The sequence below is a fragment of the Brasilonema sp. UFV-L1 genome (assembly GCF_012912105.1).
GTDB lineage: Bacteria > Cyanobacteriota > Cyanobacteriia > Cyanobacteriales > Nostocaceae > Brasilonema.
This window is the reverse complement of record NZ_QMEA01000062.1, coordinates 46,251-65,914: the sequence shown is the minus strand read 5'-3', so window position 1 is coordinate 65,914 and position 19,664 is coordinate 46,251. Positions and strand designations below refer to the sequence as shown.

General features: G+C 40.0%; 13 protein-coding genes. 12 read left to right on the top strand and 1 reads right to left on the bottom strand.

Annotated features, from left to right (window positions below):
• The first annotated feature begins 22 nt into the window (after positions 1-22).
• From DP117_RS18390 to DP117_RS18335, 12 genes are all read left to right on the top strand, one after another.
• Positions 23-1,087 carry a hypothetical protein gene (locus DP117_RS18390; protein ID WP_211176184.1) on the top strand — a complete coding sequence of 355 codons (1,065 nt, stop codon included), beginning with the start codon at positions 23-25 and terminating at the stop codon, positions 1,085-1,087.
• Positions 1,074-2,402 (top strand): oligosaccharide flippase family protein, encoded by a 1,329-nt coding sequence (locus tag DP117_RS18385; protein WP_169219727.1) that lies wholly within the window; start codon positions 1,074-1,076, stop codon positions 2,400-2,402. Before DP117_RS18390 ends, DP117_RS18385 begins: the two co-directional genes overlap by 14 nt.
• Positions 2,403-2,572: 170 nt before the next feature.
• Entirely contained in the window at positions 2,573-3,811 is a 1,239-nt protein-coding gene (locus DP117_RS18380) for a glycosyltransferase family 1 protein (RefSeq protein WP_169219726.1), read from the top strand.
• Positions 3,812-3,849: 38 nt separating this feature from the next.
• Positions 3,850-4,647 carry a glycosyltransferase family 2 protein gene (locus tag DP117_RS18375; protein WP_169219725.1) on the top strand — a complete coding sequence of 266 codons (798 nt, stop codon included), beginning with the start codon at positions 3,850-3,852 and terminating at the stop codon, positions 4,645-4,647.
• Between the two features lie 127 nt (positions 4,648-4,774).
• The gene (locus DP117_RS18370) at positions 4,775-6,118 is read left to right on the top strand and encodes an O-antigen ligase family protein (RefSeq protein WP_169219724.1); all 1,344 of its coding nucleotides are present in this window, start codon (positions 4,775-4,777) and stop codon (positions 6,116-6,118) included.
• Positions 6,119-6,269: 151 nt separating this feature from the next.
• Positions 6,270-8,219 carry an asparagine synthase (glutamine-hydrolyzing) gene (gene asnB, locus DP117_RS18365; protein ID WP_169219723.1) on the top strand — a complete coding sequence of 650 codons (1,950 nt, stop codon included), beginning with the start codon at positions 6,270-6,272 and terminating at the stop codon, positions 8,217-8,219.
• Positions 8,220-8,540: 321 nt separating this feature from the next.
• Entirely contained in the window at positions 8,541-9,704 is a 1,164-nt protein-coding gene (locus tag DP117_RS18360; protein ID WP_169219722.1) for a glycosyltransferase family 4 protein, read from the top strand.
• A 31-nt stretch (positions 9,705-9,735) separates the two neighbouring features.
• The gene (locus tag DP117_RS18355; protein ID WP_169219721.1) at positions 9,736-11,343 is read left to right on the top strand and encodes a Calx-beta domain-containing protein; all 1,608 of its coding nucleotides are present in this window, start codon (positions 9,736-9,738) and stop codon (positions 11,341-11,343) included.
• Between the two features lie 168 nt (positions 11,344-11,511).
• Positions 11,512-12,180, top strand: a complete 669-nt coding sequence (locus tag DP117_RS18350) for a sugar transferase (protein WP_282440301.1) — start codon at positions 11,512-11,514, stop codon at positions 12,178-12,180.
• Positions 12,181-12,458: 278 nt separating this feature from the next.
• Positions 12,459-13,559 (top strand): GNAT family N-acetyltransferase, encoded by a 1,101-nt coding sequence (locus DP117_RS18345; protein WP_169219720.1) that lies wholly within the window; start codon positions 12,459-12,461, stop codon positions 13,557-13,559.
• A complete protein-coding gene (locus DP117_RS18340; RefSeq protein WP_169219719.1) occupies positions 13,556-14,749 on the top strand; it encodes an aminotransferase class I/II-fold pyridoxal phosphate-dependent enzyme in 1,194 nt (397 codons plus the stop codon). The genes DP117_RS18345 and DP117_RS18340 overlap by 4 nt, the downstream gene beginning before the upstream one ends.
• Before the next feature lie 421 nt (positions 14,750-15,170).
• Positions 15,171-17,372: a polysaccharide biosynthesis tyrosine autokinase gene (locus DP117_RS18335; RefSeq protein WP_169219718.1), complete on the top strand. Its 2,202-nt coding sequence runs from the start codon at positions 15,171-15,173 to the stop codon at positions 17,370-17,372.
• Positions 17,373-17,402: 30 nt separating this feature from the next.
• Here DP117_RS18335 and DP117_RS18330 read toward each other — a convergent pair whose 3' ends face one another.
• The gene (locus DP117_RS18330; protein WP_248277710.1) at positions 17,403-19,559 is read right to left on the bottom strand and encodes a pentapeptide repeat-containing protein; all 2,157 of its coding nucleotides are present in this window, start codon (positions 19,557-19,559) and stop codon (positions 17,403-17,405) included.
• Positions 19,560-19,664 lie beyond the last annotated feature (105 nt).

Sequence of the window (19,664 nt, the reverse complement as noted above, 5' to 3'; positions counted from 1 at the left end):
TCTGACATTCTGATACAATCAAATGACAAACACATTTAAAAACTTTGACATAACTTTACAATTAGATGATAAAATGTCTTTAAAAAAGTGGAAATATTTTCAGGTAGTCAAAAATTTAGCCAGAAAATTTGTAAGAAGAAGAAGTGATTGGGCTATTGGAATTTATGTTGGTGAATCTCTAGTTAAGTTTGGTTCGCCAAAAAATATTAACAATCCAGTGTTGACTGCTAAGGATGTAACGGATGTGCCAGCAGACTTTGTTGCTGACCCATTTATGGTACGCGAAAATGGCACTTGGTATATGTTCTTTGAAGTGCTGAACGGTCTTGATCAACAAGGAGATATAGGACTGGCTATTAGCAATGATGGTTTCAAGTGGAAGTACCAACAAATTGTACTTGATGAGCCTTTTCACTTGTCTTATCCCTATGTTTTCAAGCATCAGAATGACTATTACATGATTCCCGAAAGCTATAAAGCAAATTCTGTTCGCTTGTACAAAGCAGTTGATTTTCCAACCAAATGGACATTTGTAAAAACTTTACTAGATGATGCGGACTATGTAGACTCTTCTGTGTTTCATGACAAAGGTATGTGGTGGATGTTTACCACATCACCAAAAAGCGATATTCTGCGTCTCTACTATGCAACTCACTTTATGGAAGCTTGGACTGAACATCCTAAAAGTCCTGTGATAGAAAAAAATTTAAATATAGCAAGACCAGGAGGTAGAGTTATAGTTTATAACGACAGAATTTTTAGATATACCCAAGATGATGAGCATTTCTATGGTAATAAAGTTCGAGCTTTTGAAATAACTGAGTTAACAACAACAACTTACGAAGAAAAAGAAGTTAGAGAAAATCCAATTCTTAAAGCAAGCGGCTCTGGTTGGAATAAAACCGGAATGCACAATATTGATCCTCATCAAATTGGTGAGGATAAATGGATAGCGTGTGTGGATGGATATCGAATAGTTGTTGATTTCGGTATTGAACTACGAAATCGGATTAAGATAATAACTTTCTTGAAAAAGCTTGTCAGACCGTTACACGGACATAACTTTAGAACAGATGGGACAAAATAAGCCACTCACACTGCACCATAACTTTTCTTGGACTTTTGTCGGCAATCTTGTTTATGCTGGTTGTCAATGGGGGATGCTAGTCGTACTTGCAAAACTCGGTAGTCCAGAAATAGTAGGGCAGTTCACATTAGGGCTTGCAGTGACTGCACCCGTATTCATGTTGACAAATCTCCAACTGCGATACATTCAGGCGACAGACGTTAAACATCAATATCTTTTCGGTGACTACCTAAGTCTGAGAATTATTTCAACACTGTTAGCGCTTTTGGTGATTGTCGTCATTACCTTGACAGCAGGATATCGTTGGGAAACATCACTCATTATTCTGCTAGTCAGTTTGGCTAAGGCATTCGAGTCAATTAGTGACGTGTTTTATGGGCTACTCCAGAAGCACGAACGCATGGATCGTATTGCCATGTCGATGATGATTAAAGGTCCTTTATCCTTGCTAGTACTTGGGATTAGCGTTTATATATCAGGTAGTGTTGCATGGGGTGTGCTTGGATTAGCTGTCGCTTGGGCTTTGGTTTTGTTCGGTTACGACATTCGTACTGGAACAACAATGCTAAACCAGTCTCAAGAAACGCCAAACAATGAAGAACCAACAACGCAACAGACAACAGATGTCGTGCAACCTCGGTGGGATTTAAAAACGCTGGCAAAATTGGTCTGGCTTGCTTTACCACTGGGTATCGTGATGATGCTTATTTCGCTCAATACAAACATCCCTCGTTACTTTATTGAAGAATATTTGGGCGAGCGGGAACTTGGTATATTCGCTGCGATCGCTTACCTTATGATGGTAGGAAGCATGGTGATCAATGCGCTAGGACAGTCAGCCACGCCAAGGCTAGCCAAATACTATGCGAGTGGAAATGGAATCGCTTTTCGTACACTCCTTCTCAAACTGATAGGAATTGGTGCTCTCTTGGGTGGAACAATCATCCTCGTGGTTTTCGTCGCAGGTCAGCAGATTTTAACTCTTCTGTACCAACCTGAGTATGCCCAACATAAAGATTTGTTGGTTTGGCTAATGGTAGCAGCAGCAATGAGCTATATATCTTCTTTCCTAGGTTATGGAATGTCATCAGCTAGGTACTTCCGCATCCAAATTCCTTTGTTTATTGTTGTTACCAGTACATTAGCTATAACTTGTCTGTGGTTGCTCCCAATTTATGGACTGCGAGGAGCAGCGTTCGCGCAACTCATTGCAGCAAGTATGCAAGCAGTTCTGAGTTTAGGAGTGAATATTCATGCACTTTACAGGATAAAGAAGAATACGGGAAGAAAATCAGAGCCATTGTCTCAACCTTAACTGATATCTTGCACCATTACTTTGTAAACCACTCATGCTTATATGAAATAGTGTTTCAATCGACTCAAAAATCAGTTCCAGCTTCAGACTGTAAGTCCGAAGCGGAGGAGAACAGAGTCAAATAATAAGAAATAAAGGTTCGATAAAAATCTCGTAACAAATAATGATTTATGCATGACACAAGCACCAGAAATACACTGAAAGCAAACGAGAACTCCACATTCGCTGCTGAGCGTTCAATACGTATCCTCCATGTTGTTGCAGGGATGAATCGAGGTGGTATTGAAACATGGTTAATGGATATCTTGCGCCGAACAGACCGCGATCGCTTCCAAATAGACTTTTTAGTCCACACAACGCAGCCATGCGCTTACGATGAAGAGATTCGCGCCCTCAACAGTCAAATTATCCCCTGCCTTCATCCATCTCAACCGTGGGCTTATGCCTCTAACTTCAAGCGAATCTTACGTGAGTATGGTCCTTATGACATTGTTCACAGTCATGTCTATCTCTTCAGTGGTTATGTCCTGCGGTTAGCACAGCAAGCTGGTGTACCTATTCGCATTGCCCATATCCATACAGATATTTCTTCAATTGAAGCCAAAGCGGGATTATATCGGCGTGTTTATCACACTTTAATGAAATGGTTAATTAACCGTCATGCGACAGTTGGTCTGGGAATGAGCCGCAAGGCGGTAGCAAACTTGTTCGGTTCGGTCAGCCAAACAGATCCACGTTCGCAAGTTATTTACTATGGCATTGACAAGACTCCGTTCCAGAATTTTATTGATTCACCTGCGGTACGTGCTGAATTTGGCATCCCTGCTGATGCCTTTGTGATTGGTCACGTTGGTAGATTTGTCAAAGTCAAAAACCATACATTTATCCTAGACATTGCTGCAGAGGTTGCCCAGAGAGAACCGAAAATGCGCCTCTTGCTGGTGGGTGATGGTCCATTACGCCCAGAAATTGAGCATAAAGCCGCTCAAATGGGCTTGGCGGATAGGATCATCTTTGCAGGCGTCCGGTCTGATATACCCCGACTGATGAAAGGTGCGATGGATGTATTCCTCTTTCCATCCCTCTACGAAGGACTAGGAAATGTGCGGCTAGAAGCACAGGCTGCTGGATTACCTTGCGTTGTTTCAGATACTGTTCCAAACGAGGCAGATGTCGTAAAACCTCTGGTGCAGCGACTGTCTCTGTCACAACCAGCCTACGCTTGGGCCCAGGCACTTTTGACAATCAAGAAAGCGGAACTAGGAATAACTCCTGCAGAAGCTTTAATGGCTATTGCTCAAAGCCCATTTAATATTCAAAATAGCGTTCTATCTTTGGAGAAAATTTACCTTAATAATTGGTCGAAAAGCTTTAGCTCTGAAAGCGAACAAAGAACTCAAGATGTATAACTTTTCAAGTTTCTTATTTTTAGTAAAAGGTTCAAAATATGATTGCTTCTGTTAGTACGATTATTCCATGCTACCGTTGCTCTAAAACAATTGCTAGAGCAGTTGACTCTGTTGCCAAGCAAACTCTTCGACCAACTGAAGTCATACTTGTTGATGATGGCAGTGGAGATGACACTTTAGAAGTCTTGCTACAGCTACAGCGTGATTATGGCAAAGATTGGCTCAAGGTTGTTGCACTCAAAGAAAATTCTGGTCCTGCTGTTGCTCGTAATACTGCTTGGGATATGGCATCCCATGACTACATTGCCTTTCTTGATTCTGATGATGCTTGGCACCCAGAAAAGATTGCCATTCAGTATTCTTGGATGCTCAAAAATCCTGAGATTGTTTTATCAGGACATCGTGTTGTTATTCAAAAAGAAAAAACTCAATTCAACCATGAGCGAATACCATCAAATATAAAATCTCAGAAGATAGACAGAAATAAAATTTTATTTTCTAATGTTTTTTGTACTTCTTCTGTTATGATGAAACGGGCTATTAATCAACGCTTCAGTCCTTCGTTACGATACTCTCAAGATTATTTTTTGTGGATAGAAATTATATTGAGTGGTAGTCAGGCAAAAGTTCTCAACTTCACTGGTTCTTATTACTTTAAGCATCCTTTCGGAGAGGGAGGACAAACCAAAAATCTTTTGAACGGAAAAGCAGCTGAAAAGGAAATTTATCGCCGACTTTGCAAATCTGGATCTACTACATTTTTGGAATGGCGTATTCTTTCCTTGTGGTCTTTAGCAAAGTATTACAGGCGTGTCTTGATTTGCTCATTACGATAAATTCTTACCAGATGACTAATCAATCAAGGAATGAATAACTAACAATATTCAACAAGAATTATACAAAGGAAATGTGTCACAGATTATCAACTAACTCGTCGTTAAGCAATGTAGGAATGCTATCGCCATGAAAAGTTTTGAGAGTATCTGGCTTGCAATGGGAATAGTCCTGACAACTGCCACCCAGTTAAGGCTTTCGAGCCTTCCCCTAGGACCTGGAGAAATGATACTTTTTCTCTGGATAATATTTGTCATTATCAGACTATTAGTTCTTGGCTCTTTCTCGAGAACACATATTTTACAAGTCACTCTATGTTTTTGGTTAATTGCTTTTACTTCAATGACATTTGGTCTTTTGATAGCTGAATTGATGGGAGTCAAAGCTTCTGATTTTCAATATGATTATTCTGCTTTTATATTGGCATTTCTGTTTTCCAGTAGCTGTACAATTTCAGAAAATTTTTCAAAAAATATACAGAAAATCATTCTTTACAGTCTTTCATTCTCTATGGTTTGTTTATTTATAATATTTTGTTTTCCTTCTCTGACCCCATTTTTAGAGTCCTGGTATGGTGGTATTAGATTTGCAGGTTGGGCTAAAAATCCAAACCAGTTAGCTCTATTATTATGTATGATTCCTTTTCTAGCATTGTATTTATTTAATAAAAGTAGCAGTTTTTTCAAAAAGATATTTTATGCTACTCTGAGTATTATGTGTGTTATTATTGGTCTGTCCACGGGTTCAGATGCCTTAATGCTAGCGTGGGCAATCGGATTTACAATCATCACACTTTTCGTCACTGTTCAAGTCACGACAAATATTTTTGTCATTAAAAATTTAACAACTTATCTTAGACTAGTTTATAAATTAATTATTGGATTAATTATACTATTACTAGCAGTCATAGTATTGAAAATCGGTTATGATACCCTTTATTTAGCTTCAGCAGATGTTTACGATAAAGGCGGTCAGGGAAGCGAGCGTGTGACATTATGGACAAATGGAATAGCTGCACTATCTCATTCACCCTTATTTGGTCTGGGACCTGGTTCTCATTCAGGTGAAAATGGTCCATTCTTAGATTTTGAGGCTCATAATACTTTTATAGATTGGGGAGCAAGTTCTGGAATAATTGGGCTAATTGCCTATATTGCCCTATTAGGATGGGTAGCTTGGACTGCATGGCATAAAGGATTTGTTGTTCTGTTTGCTGCGGTTATTTCATTAGCAGGATTTAGTTGCTTTCACTATGTGTTGAGACACCCAATTTTTTGGTTTTATTTGTTAGCAATAGCGAATTTGAGCAAACAATCATCAAAAACGAGTACCGCTCTTGCAGAATTTAAAATTCAAAATATGTCCTGCGGACACGCTAGCCCCAAAGGGGGCGCTGCGCAAACGCGAAAGCGTCGCGTCCCCGATAGTGTCCCTTATGCGTATCCGGGACGAGCACGTGGCGGAACGCCATAGAGGTTACAAAATTTAAAAAGCTGACATCACAAGCTTTTCAGACTGTAAGTAAATAATAACTTTATTTCCGCGCCCAACGTACTAATCACGCTCTTGCTGATTGAACTAAAAAAAGGAAGAAAATTTGTATGAAAGATGAGTACAGTCATATATGTGTGGAATAACTGGTTTTTTTAATACTGTCAGACAAATGTCCACTATAGAGATGAAGTCTGTGGTGCAAGATATGAGCCACGCTCTTTATCATCGTGGACCAGATAACGGCGACATCTGGATAGACACTGAAAACGGTATTGCCCTGGGACATCGACGACTTGCGATTATTGACATATCCTCAGAAGGACACCAACCGATGGTGTCTGTAGATGGCCGCTATGTGATTGTGTTTAATGGAGAGATTTATAACTTTTTAGAGTTAAGACGCGAGCTAGAACGATTCGGTCACCGCTTCCGGGGTCATTCTGATACCGAAGTCATGCTGGCTAGCTTTAGTCAGTGGGGAATACATGGGGCTATAGAGCGCTTCAATGGTATGTTTGCCTTCGCTCTATGGAATAGTCAAGAGCGGGTTTTGCATTTGGGACGCGATCGCCTGGGTGAAAAACCTCTCTATTATGGCTGGTGTAATAACACTTTTGTGTTTGGCTCCGAATTAAAAGCCCTCAGAGCTTATCCCGGTTTTCATCCTGAAATCAATCGTGATGCTTTAGCATTATTTCTGCGCTATAGCTGCGTTCCTACACCCTATTCCATCTACCAAGACATCTATAAATTACCAGCTGGATGTGTCCTCACTTTGAACGGTGCAGATGCTCATCCCAAACCAATCCCCTATTGGTCTGTTAAGAAAGCTGCAGAATTAGGCATTGCTAAACCCTTCCTGGGGTCGGAACTAGAAGCAATCGCAGAAATGGAGACGCTATTACTGGAAGCTGTAGGACTACGCATGGTTGCTGATGTCCCTTTAGGTGCTTTCCTTTCAGGAGGAATTGACTCCTCAACTGTAGTAGCTTTAATGCAGGCTCAAAGTAGTCAAAGCGTGAAAACCTTTACTATTGGTTTTTATGAAAAGGCATACAATGAAGCAGAGCATGCCAAAGCAGTTGCAGAGTATCTAGGTACAAACCACACAGAACTTTATCTCACCCCAGAAGACACGCTTGCTGTTATTCCTAAACTACCAGTTCTGTACGATGAACCTTTTTCCGACCCTTCCCAAATTCCAACATTTTTGGTTTCTCAATTAGCTAGAAAAGATGTCACAGTCAGTCTTTCAGGCGATGGTGGCGATGAGCTATTTGCAGGATACAACCGCTATTTTTGGGGTCGTAGTATCTGGCAAAAAATAGGCTGGATGCCCAAAAGCCTGCGCCAGATTGCTGCAAATGCCTTAACTAGCTTGTCGCCCCAAACTTGGGACCGTGTTTTTACAAACTTTGGTAGCGTATTACCAGGTAAACTCAAATACTCCACTGCTGGGGACCATTTACACAAACTAGCTGGAGTTTTGGCAGTTTCCGATCCGGAAGCAATGTACGCTGGTCTTGTTTCCCATTGGAAAGAACCTGAAGCTATAGTCATCGGTAGTTGTGAGCCTGCAACAGTTGTCAGTGCTCGCCAATCTTGGGCACAGTTACCAGATTATACTCAACGCATGATGTACCTGGATACGGTGACTTATTTACCGGACGATATCCTGGTCAAAGTTGACCGCGCCAGTATGGGTGTGAGTTTAGAAAGCCGCATACCACTGTTAGATCATCGCATCTTGGAATTTGCTTGGCGCTTACCTTTATCGATGAAAATTCGTCATGGTCAAGGTAAATGGCTATTGCGTCAAATCTTATATAAATATGTACCAAAAGAGTTGATTGAGCGTCCCAAAATGGGCTTTGGCATCCCGATTGATAGCTGGTTGCGTGGTCCCTTACGTGAGTGGGCAGAGGAATTACTCGATGAAAGTCGCTTACGTCAACAGGGATTGTTCAATCCTAAACCTATTCAACAGAAATGGAAAGAACATCTGAGTTGCGATCGCAACTGGCAATACCATCTTTGGGACGTACTTATGTTCCAAGCGTGGTTAGACAAACATAACTAGTACTTTACCACACCAACAATGCTTGATTGATCAACTCTCAAATTCATCTTCTTTTCCTCTTTCTATGCGCCAAGGGCGCACGCTGCGCTAACGTGCTCTTTGCGCCTTTGCGGTTTTTTATCTACCTCTCAAAATTCCCTTAGTGAAGTACTAGTACAGCGTGGTGGAAATAATTATCCAGTGAAAAAAGTTAAAAAGCTTACTGTACAAGCAAAATTCCTTCTACCCTCTGCCTTATTGCACTAGTTTCAGTCAAGAATTGCCAAGAAACAAATTCACAAAAAATCTTCATAATTTCATTTAGCAAATAGGTAAAATAAAATGAAAATTTTGCATATTTGTGCAATTGCACCTACTGCCAAAATCCTTTTACAGCCTCAACTGAAGTACTTCTTATCGCGCAAAGTCACAGTAGGAATAGCTTGTTCTCCTGGACCAGAATTTCAAGAACTAGAACAAAATGGATTTCAAGTACATCCAGTTAAAATTGACAGGAGTATTTCTTTATTATCTAATTGTCAAAGTGTCTATGAACTAACAAAAATTATCCAACACAATCAATATGATCTTGTTCATGTCCATACTCCAATTGCTGCTGTTTTAGGACGCATTGCAGCCAAACTTGCTGGTGTCAAACGTATTGTTTACACTTCTCACGGTTTTCCGTTCCACGATTTATCATCTCCGACTCAATATCGTTTCTACTTTACTGTTGAGAAACTCACTGCTTTCATCACCAATCTTATCTTGAGCCAGAATCATGAAGATGTTGCTACTGCTCAAAAATTGAATCTTTGTCCACCAGAAAAAGTGCGATACTTGGGTAACGGTATAGATATTGATCGCTTCAATCGCGATCGCCTGATTCCAGCTCATCAAATTGAACTACGCAAATCTTTAGGTATTCCTGAAACTGCTAATTTAATCATTGGTACTATTGGACGTTTAACCCGTAAAAAAGGAAGTGGATACCTGATTGAAGCTGCAGCCAAGCTACTTCCTGACTTTCCTAATTTGCACATTCTAGTGATTGGTGGTCAACTTAGCACTGATCCTGAACCGTTTCAAACGGAACTTTTGGAAAGAATTCACACTTTGGGGATTGAAAAACACGTTACCCTGACAGGACAGCGCCAAGATATACCAGAGCTTTTAGGTCTTTTAGACATCTTCACGCTACCTACTTTCACTCATGAAGGATTACCGCGCTCTATCCTGGAAGCCATGTCGATGAGTTTACCAGTTGTCGCCACAGATATTCGAGGCTGTCGGGAAGCAGTCGTGCATGGAAAAACCGGCGCAATTGTGCGACCTCAAGATACTGAAAAGTTAGCTGACGCTTTAAGAACACTACTGTCTCATTCTAAATTGCGACAAGCCTACGCGAAAGCAGGTCGTCAACGTATTGAAGCTGAGTACGATGAGCGAATCGTTTTCCAAAGACTTGAACAATTCTATCAGGAATTAGGAGTTGTATTTACATAAAATCTGACAAATATGAAGCTGAATTCGGGAAATGTTACGCAACAGAAGATGGCAGAAAACTTTGGGTTTTTCAAAAATTACATTTTGGCTCTTTCTAGGTTTGTTAAGTCTAGGGCTGATTCAATGTATTAATCCAAGCCGAGTAATGACTTTATCTAAGCCTACTGTGGCTTTTGAGTTAAGTAGTTCTAGTATTTCTGAAGATGTTTCCACTGCTAATTTAGCGGTCAATTTGAGTGCTGTCTCTGAACAGGCGATCGCTGTTGATTACATAGTGACAGGTGGAACAGCCAGTCAAACAAATAAAGGGAGTGGTCAAGACTATACTCTTGGACAGGGAACTCTAACTTTTGAACCCGGTACTGTTACTAAAAACCTATCCATTTCTATTGTTGATGACGATATTAACGAAGCCGATGAAAATCTTGAATTTAAACTTTTAAATCCACAAAACGCGATTTTTAATAATAAAAAGTTGCATAATTTAACAATCATTGATAATGATAGAAAATCAATAGTTTCTGTTCGAGATGTAGGCGCAACTGGGGATGGAATAACTGATGACACAAAAGCAATACAAACAGCAATAGATACAGTTTATAACCAAGGGGGAGGTGTCATCTTATTTCCTCCGGGAGTTTATATTGTCACCTCTGTCAAGCTCAAAGAAAACATTACTTATCAAGGATATGAAGCGACCATAAAACGCCCAGATAAACAAGATAAATGGACAAGAACTTTCACGACTGAGTATTCAAGCAAGGAAGATTCAAAGCCTTTAATAATTAAAGGACTTACTTTTGATGGAAATAGCAAAAATCAAGGAGCGTACCAAAAATATGAGTTAGAACAAGCGCATTTAATATTCTTGACTGCTGATCCAAAACTTCCAGGACGATTACAAGCTTTTGTTGAAGATTGTACTTTCAAGAATGGAGTTGCTGATGGTATTTCTGTGTACACAAATGTATCTGTAAAAGTCAACAATTGTGAGGCAATAGATGTCTTTCGTGGAGGGTTTGTATTAACGGGTGGAAATTCGTCTGCTCAAGTTCATAATTTAACAACAAGAGGCAAAGTTGATCCTGCCGGAATTGATATAGAAGTGGATGGACGAGGTTATGGGGACACCTTGAAGGTAGATGTGAAACTTGAAAATCTCAATTTAATTGATGGAGATTTTGATGTTAACGTTGAGGACGGTTCAACCGTGATCGGTAATAACATCATCTCTAGTGATGCTCCTTTTTATATCTTTAGTCTGAATTCAACCATGAAATTTACTAATTCTAAATTCAAAATAGGAGCGGTTGATGACTATGAAAATCGAATTGTCTTGCCACACAATATTACCTTTGAGAATTGCAAATTTTCTGTAACTCGCAAAGAAACAGGAAAACCATATAGTTTTTTTAGTGCTGCTGATGTTTGGTGGCAGCATCCTAGTTATAGCACTCAGCGCAACCAATTACTTGTTTTTCAAAATTGTTTTTTTCAAGTAGATAGCAATATCAAAAAAACAGATAAATTTTACGCAATTTATTTGCGTAAAGATGAAGAGTCAACCAATAATCGTTTAATGATTAACGAATCTAAATTTTCTCAGGACTTCAAGGTTACAGTGTTTAGAGAAGAATAGAAAAAGAGAACACCAATTAAATATTGGTAGAAAGCAAGGTGCTTTTTAAAAAAGATTGAAATTTAGCAATAATACAGCAGTTTTAAGAAACCGGAATATCAACAGTATTCCTGTACCAAATGCAAGCTTTCTTTTTTTTGATTGCTGAAAAAAAGTCATGAGGTATTTATGTTTACTCAACAATTTCAGGATGTTCATTCAATGAAATATAGCAGATTCATCAAATCTGCATTAGACAGAGTTGTAGCGGCGTTCAGCTTGTTGGTTTTTTCTCCCGTGATAGTGATAGTTGCGCTCGCTATCTACATTCGCATGGGTCGTCCAATTCTTTTCACTCAACCTCGTCCTGGTCAACACGCTCGTATTTTCACCTTCTACAAATTTCGTACCATGACAAATGACTGCGATAGTAAAGGTAATCTTCTTCCTGATGAAAAACGTCTCACAGGATTTGGTTTATTTCTGCGTCAAACAAGTTTGGACGAACTTCCTCAGCTGTGGAACATTCTCAAAGGTGACATGAGTTTTGTTGGTCCTCGTCCTTTATTAGTCAGGTATCTTGACCGCTATACATCGGAACAAGCACGCCGCCATGACGTCAAACCAGGTATCACGGGTTTAGCCCAAGTTAAGGGTCGCAACGCCATTAGTTGGGAAGAAAAATTCAAACTAGATGTTTGGTATGTCGATAATTGGAGTTTATGGCTAGACTTGAAAATTCTTTTTCTGACAGCGTTTAAAGTTTTGCAACAAGAAGGAATCAACCAAGAAGGACATGCTACAGCCGAAGAATTTAAAGGTTCACTTGAGCAACTCGAAAGCAAGATGAAATTGTAAATTCTGCCTTCTCTTGAAGACGAAAACTTGTGTACTCTTCAGAAGCAATAGATTTTTTGGCAAAACATATTTCTAACAGGGTGCAGCTCCATTTGAGTATGGCACCATTCATCAAAGAGCAATATCTACCACTTGAACTTGACTGACATTACAATTCAACATCTGCCCTACATGTATGCTGCAAAAGAAAATTTAAAAATGACATTCTGAATTTTGATTTTTGACTGGGTATTGTTGATACTAACCATTCTTAATTCTATAAACCTGAGAAAATTCTGATGGATATTCGACTTTTTGATGTCACTCATCCTTTGTGGAAAGAAACTTTAGAAAAACTCACTTATGATATTTATCATTTGCCTGAGTATGTCTACTTAGAATCGAAAAGAATAAAGGCGATACCAGAAGCTATTTTAATCGCCGAAGATGAAAAAATCTTTTTTTTGCCTTATTTGCGGCGTTGTTGTGATGATTCATTTGATGGCGAGTTCAAGACACCAGAAGTGTTTGATGTTATCTCACCCTATGGCTATCCTGGATTTTTGCTTTCGCAAGCAGCAGCAAACCAGCCAGAATTTTTGAGCTTGGCGATACAGGAACTAATACAGGTGTTTCGCAAGCAGCAGGTGTGTTCAGCTTTTTTACGACTTCATCCTCTACTTAACGAGAATGTTCATCAATTGATCAACGATAACTCATTAAAATTAAATGGTTCAACAGTTTCTATTGATTTGAAACTGGATGTTCAAGAGATTTGGCATCAAACGAGGTCAGAACATCGTAATAAAATCAATAAATGTAAACGTCTAGGGTTTACGGCAAGAATGGTGCCTGCTCAAGAATTTATGAATGATTTTAATACTATATATGAAGAAACGATGAACCGAGTCAATGCTGGAGGAGTTTATTTTTTTGGGATAGATTTTTTGAAAAACTTTGCAGAATTATTAGACAATAAAATTCATTTATGTTTAGTAGAATATAATGAACAAATAACATGTGCCGGATTGTTTACAGAATGTAGTGGGATTGTTCAATATCACCTAGGCGGAACGAAAACAGATTTTTTAAAACAAGCTCCGAGCAAGCTAATGTTTGATTATGTTAGACTCTGGGCGAAGGAACGAGGAAATCAAGTTTTTCATCTAGGAGGTGGAGTAGGAGGAGCGAAAGATAGTCTCTATCATTTCAAAGCAGGTTTCTCTAAACAAAGTCACACATTCATGACACTACGCTTAATCACAGATGAGGAAAAATATGCTTCTCTGGTTGCATTACGAGCAAAATCTTTGAAAATTGACGCAGAGAAAATACTCCAAACAGAGTTTTTCCCGGCATATCGTTCACCCAACATTTTTAATGAGTTTAATAAGTCATGAACAAACAAATTCTCTTGTCAACACCTCACATGGGCGATCGCGAACTAGAATTCGTCAAAGAAGCATTTGACACAAACTGGATCGCCCCAGTTGGTCCCCATGTCGATGCTTTTGAGCAAGAATTTTGTCAACTGACAGGTGCTAGTCATGCAGCTGCTTTAAGTTCTGGCACAGCGGCTATCCATTTGGCTTTACAATTGGTTGGTGTTCAGTCTGGGGATGAAGTGTTTTGCTCTACCCTGACATTCGCAGCCACCGCCAACCCAATTACTTATCTAGGTGCAAAACCAGTCTTTATTGATAGTGATCGCACTTGTTGGAACATGAATCCTGACTTGTTGCGAGAAGCGCTCTTAAACCGCGCACGCGTGGGAAAATTGCCCAAAGCAGTTGTGGTTGTGCATTTGTATGGTCAAAGTGCCGATATAGATCCAATTGTGGAAGCCTGCAATCAGTATGAAATTCCCTTAATAGAAGATGCTGCGGAAGCTTTAGGAGCAACCTACAAAGGGCGTTCTCCTGGAACTTTTGGGCGCATTGGCATTTACTCCTTCAATGGGAATAAAATTATTACCACCTCTGGTGGTGGGATGTTGGTTTCTGACGATGCAGCACTAGTCGCCAAAGCCCGTTTTTTAGCAACCCAAGCACGTGATCCGGCTCCTCATTACCAACACTCAGAAATTGGTTACAACTATCGCCTCAGCAACGTTTTGGCTGGGATTGGTCGTGGTCAATTGCATGTTTTAAATGAGCGAGTCGCCGCCAGACGACGCAACTTTGAAATTTACGCTTCTGCTTTGGGAAATCTGCCAGGAATCGAATTCATGCCAGAAGCCACTTTTGGACACAGCACCCGCTGGCTGACTTGCCTGACAATCGATCCAGCAACTTTTGGTGCAGATCGAGAACAAGTCCGCTTAGCACTTGCTGAACAGCAAATTGAAGCTCGTCCTGTGTGGAAGCCGTTGCACCTACAGCCCGTTTTCGCTGAGTGTGAATGTATCGGTGGTACCGTTGCAGAGGATTTATTTGCACGCGGTCTTTGTTTGCCTTCTGGATCTAATCTTAGAACTGAAGATTTAGAGCGAGTGATTCAGGCGATCGCGGGAGCATCCGAATTTTCCAAAAATACCGAGCAACAAGAAATCGCACGCCTGTTGCACTCAACGAAGGAACCTCGATGCTAATTAAGAAAGCCTCTCAAGCCTCATAGATAGATTTGAGTAGGTTTTCAATAGCAGATAATTTACACTTATTTATGGCTTCATAAAAACTTTAATTTCAAAACCAATTGTCATCTTTTATCTTTTGCAGTTATCAGTTACCAGTTATCAGTTATCAGTTTGAAGAAGAATTCAGCAATTCTGAATTCAGTATTCACCAAGGAAGAAATAAAGAATTGAGTTTTTCGACTTCTGACCGGAGGCGGAGCTTTCCTTGCTCCGCTCCTGACTCCTGACTCCTGACTCCTGACTCCTGACTCCTGACTCCTGACTCCTGACTCCTTCATTGTTTACTGTGTACTGGTCACTGTTTTAAGAAGTGGCAAAATTCAAGGATTCAATATAAATTGAATCTAGATATCACAGAAGAATTGTAAATTTATTTATGGAATCACAAGAAACTGTTGTAAATATTGATAAGTATTGGCAAGCCCTTTTACAAGTTCTCAAGCGCCGTTGGATACCAGCGATAGGAATCTTTTTTCCTGTTTTCCTGATTTCAGTGCTGGCTTTCTCTTTAAAAAAACCCTCTTATGTGGCGGAAGGAAAACTACTTTTTCAAAGAACTACGATTTCTTCCTTCACGGGAGTGGGGACAGAAACAGCTAAATTAGAACCAGTCGCGCAGGATAAAAGTAATCCTCTGACTACAGAGGCAGAAGTCATACTTTCTTTCCCTGTTGTCCACAAGACTATTGAAACACTCAACCTGAAAGACAACAAAGGAGCATCCCTAAAACCACGAGATTTTATCAAACAGCTGACTGTTATTGGAATTAAGGAAACCGACATTCTCAAAGTTTCCAACAAGAATACGAACCCTGAAAAAGCTGCACAGGTTGTTAATACGTTGATGGCTGTTTATTTAGAGCACAACATATCTAACCACAGAGCTCAAGCACAGGCTGCTCGGAAGTTTATCGAAAAACAAGTACCAAAAGCTGAATTAGTTGTCCGTCAAGCAGAAGCTGAACTCGCGGATTTCAAAGAAAAAAACAAAGTTGTTGCCCTGCAAGAAGAAGCAAATAAAGCAGTGGAAGTGATTGGCGAGTTGCAAAAGCAAATTAGCACAGATCAATCTCAAATTGCCGAAGTCAAAGCCCAATCTGAAGTGATTCGCAACCAATTGAGTATGAACTCCCAACAGGCGATCGCTACGACTTCCCTTAGTCAGTCTCCAGGTGTACAAGATATTCTCAAAGAAATTCAGCAGCTAGAGTCGCAACTTGCAGCTAGGCGCACTATTCTACAGGACAGACATCCAGAAATCATTAATTTAAAAAGTAAGTTAGAAGCCCTAAAAGGAATATTACAACAACGAATAGGAAATGTTGTCGGAACTCAGCAACAAGAGCCCTCAAGCAACTTGCAGGTTGGAGTTCTACAACAACAACTAACCGCAGAGCTTGTTAAATTAGAATCAACCCGTCTGGGTTTAGTTAGTAAAGCCGCTGCATTATCTAACTTACAAGCTGCCTACAAGCAACGGCTTAACATTTTGCCCAAGTTAGAGCAACAACAGCGCCAGTTAGAACGCAAAGTACAAGTATCTCAATCTACCTATTCACTTTTACTCCAAAAGCTGCAAGAGAGCGAAATAGCAGAAAATCAGAACTTAGGTAACGCCAGGATAATGTCCACAGCTCAAGTTCCTGAAGAACCTATTTCTTCTCCTATGGTTTCGTACCTGATTGCAAGTTTAATAGGTATTTTAGCTTCTTTGGCGACTATATATCTTTTAGAAGTTAGAGATAAATCAATCAAGACTGTTGATGAAGCAAAGGAATTACTGAGATTAACTTTATTGGGTGTGATTCCTTCCTTTAGCAAGTCTAAAAAATCTACTCGCGGCAATCAAGAATCAGAATTATCTACACATCAGCTCGTTGTTAGGGATATTCCTCGTTCCCCAATTAGTGAGTCTTTCCGGATGCTTCGGGCAAATTTGAAGTATACGAGTGCTGATCAAGAGTTAAAAGTGATTGTTATTACTAGCTCCGTACCTAAAGAAGGTAAGTCAACAGTTGCAGCCAATTTAGCGATCGCAATGGCTCAGAGAGAGCGTAAAGTCTTATTAGTAGATGGAGATTTGCACCGTCCAGTTCAACATCAAATCTGGAATTTGCCAAATAGCCCTGGTTTGAGTAATGTGATTGTCGGACAGGCTGAGATCAGGGCAGCCACAGCACAAGTCATGGATAATTTGGATGTCCTCACTTCTGGAGTTGTACCTCCCAACCCAGCATCTCTGCTTGACTCGAAACGAATGGCTGGGTTAATTGAAAATTTTGCTGCCAACTACGACTTCGTGATCATTGATGCTCCCTCATTAACGGTTGCGGCTGATGCTGCTAGTATAGGTCAAATGGCTGACGGTGTTTTGTTAGTCGTTCGACCGGGGGTAGTTAATTCCGTTAATGCCGCTTTTGCGAAAGAACTTTTGGAAAAATCTGGTCAAAATGTCTTAGGACAAGTGGTGAATGGAGTGATTCCCAAAAATGAGCCTCATAGCTACTACTACTTTACTGAAGAATACAACACGCAAGAAAGCGATATTGTCAATAAATCTACGCGAACTGTAAGATAAGTGGCAAAAACTCAAAAAGTGTAAAAAGCTTTACTTCAGATAAATCAACAAATTCAATCCGGGAATTGTACGAGAGAGAGTCCACAAAAGGAGAGTAATATAAAGTACACCTAAAATCCATTGATACCATGCCAATGTCGTGATGATGCCTGGAAGATGTTCGTCTCGCAAACGAATATCATTAAACCCCAACTTTAATAGATTGTTGAGGCTAAAGTCGTAATAATTGAGCCAATTCCAGCGGCGATCGCACAACAAAGGTAAATATCGTTCACGAAACGTTTCATACCTCGGTATCACGGGTAAACGTCCAATAAGTAATCGTAACTGTCGCAAAGTTCCATCTTCTGTAAAGTAGGAAACGTCCATTAAGTTGTGATAACGCCCTTGTTGGTAAAGTCGAAATAATAAAGTTATGGGTAAGGGGACGATGATAATCAAAAGATACCCCAGTGTTAGCCAAGGCTGTTCTCCTGTGCAAAAGATGGCTAAGATACCAAAGAGTAAAAGTAGACTGAAACTAATTAGCATCGATACGGTTTCGTAGCTTGTGGGAAGAATTGGTGCTGGAAGCAAGCGACGGAAACGATCAATCAGCCAAAATAGCAAGCCGAAGTAGGCGATCGCAATCAACCCAACACCAATCACCAAGCAAAAATCTGTACCATATCCAGAAAGCAACAGCAGTAAACTCAACGTTAGCCAACTCCATGCTTGTAGTAACCACCCAAATGGTGAAAGAGGTTCGTCAACAATGAACAGCGAACTGACTTGGGTGTATGTGTCATAATCTATATCAGCTAAAGTGAGTAACTCACTTTTGTTGTGAAATGGTTGTTGAAGACGACGGGTTGCGATCGCTTCTGCTTGAATTGCTGAAAAACCCAGCTTCATCAAACGTTCTTGCGAAGCACTGTTTATATTCGTACCAACCAGACGAAGGCTAAAATCCTTCAGTCGCAAGCGATGCTTTGTGTATTCCAACTGATTAGCATCACCAATTTGCTGCAACTGACGGAAATTTTGTCCTAAATTCCGCAAAACACTTTGATTTCCTTGTAATCCAGATACCACAAGCATTTTACCAATCTTACCTGGATTGCCTAAAATTTTTGCTTGGTTAGAATTAAAAATGAGACTGGAGACATTCAAACAAGCAGTCTTTGCAAATCCAGCATCACTAAAATCTGCAGAGTTAAGAATGCTAGCACCTTGCAGATTGACAATTTTGTTAAACTGTGCTAAGCGAAAGATCACAGCTTGTTCAAATCTTGCTTCTATAAAGAAGAGAAACTGTTTGAAAATTGCTTGAGTAAATTGTGCTTGTTCAGAAAAATCTGCATTAGAAAAATCTGCATTTCCTTGCCATTGTACGCGACTGAATTTAGCCAACTGCTTAAAATTCGCCTGAGTGAAATTGGCTGCATCCTCAAAACTGCTATCTTGGAAATTTATGCTTTGCTGAAATTGTCCTTGCTTAAAATTAGCTTTATCAAAGAATATACTACCTTGGAACTGGCTTTCTTTTTTAAAAGTTGCACTAGTGAAACTGGCTGTACGGCTGAATCTTGTTTCAGTCCAATTTACCTGTTGATTAAAAATAGCACCTTGGGCATCCACAGGCTGAAGAAAAAATGTATTCGCAAACTGTACATTTCCGTTAAAACGAGTTTCCACAAGTGTCAGTGAACCACGGAAAACACTAATTTCACTTGATGAAGGTAACTCAGTTGCTAAAAGTGATTTACAATCTTTAGAACTAGGTAAAGCCAAGGTGAGTGACTGTAAGCAAACTTCGCGTAGACGTTCGAGTTGTTCTTGTTCAGTTGAGGTGAAAATAGGGGCGATCGCTTGAGCATACAAAGGCGTTCTCAAACCCAAATCACTACCAGCAAAATCTCCCTGAATCAGAGAACGACTTAAGTCCAAACCCAAAGGTTTTGAGCCTGCTTTTTGTAATTCCTTTCGCAAAACTTGATAAAAACTATCCCGAAAACTTGCATTTTCTGGACGTAAATCTATCACCATCTCCCGTAAATCTACGACAACATTGCCTTCACGAAGAATAGGTGTATGCAGTCGTTCTTGCAATAATTCTGGAGTTAAAGGAGTACGTTCTATCTGTGCAGGTGCTCCCCATGCAGGTAAAGGTTGTAACAACAACAGCAGTACACATAGACTCAGCAAGCAGCCAGCGGTTTTTAGCCAATCTACCCAGACAACCTGGTTACCGGGCTGCTGGCTGGTGATACATTCAAACAGGCTCCGTCTCGTCGTAATATAAAAATGGAG